The sequence below is a fragment of the Psychrobacter glacincola genome, assembly GCF_965118485.1.
Classification (GTDB): domain Bacteria; phylum Pseudomonadota; class Gammaproteobacteria; order Pseudomonadales; family Moraxellaceae; genus Psychrobacter; species Psychrobacter glacincola_D.
Window position 1 is genome coordinate 1 of sequence record NZ_CBCPJH010000093.1, and the last position, 661, is coordinate 661.

General features: G+C 46.6%; 1 protein-coding gene. It reads left to right on the plus strand.

Annotated features, from left to right (window positions below; genetic code table 11):
* Window positions 1-36: 36 nt before the first annotated feature.
* Window positions 37-661, plus strand: a 625-nt coding sequence (locus tag ACMHKH_RS14685; protein ID WP_413521358.1) for a hypothetical protein, incomplete at its 3' end; no start/stop codon positions are given.

The following is a 661-nucleotide window of genomic DNA, read 5'->3' on the forward strand; positions in this document are numbered from 1 at the left end:
CACAAAGATGAGAGAATCTTTGAGTATGTTGAACGTATGAAGCTACACCTAGCCATGCGCTTAATACAACGTCATCGTGAGGCGATGGCCATCAGATGGGCGCAAGGAGAAACCGCGGCTGACGCCCCTGATAAATTTGATCAGCGTCAAGTGGCACTACTTAGCGAGTTTGCACAGCGCCATGGTATTGAGGACCACGATAAAGCGGTGGAATTTACCGCGCACTTACGCCAAGTGGCCAAACGTTTTGATCACACGCTGGTTGAAAACAACAAAGCCATTATTAAGCTGTTGCGTGATCCTAACGCTGAACGTGAGCAGTATCTAGCGCTTATCAAGCATTTTACAGATTTTAGAGACAATCTCGATCAAAAACGAGCGGCATTGAATACCAGTAACATCGACGAGCTGGGCGGTAGCGCAGGAGAGGTTGGCAGAATGACTCGGGACACCATGTCATCGTTCAGCTATATAGAAGAATTAATGGATTACATCAATCAGGATAACTGCCCAGCTGAGGCTAGAAAAGCTGCTAGAGAACATCTAGCAGATACCTTGGATAAAACCTGTCAGCAATTCAAACTTGCGTTGCGTGATGTTAACTCCTTACCAACAACCCAGCGTAAAACCTACTCAGAGGCCCTTAAAGCCACTTTAGAGG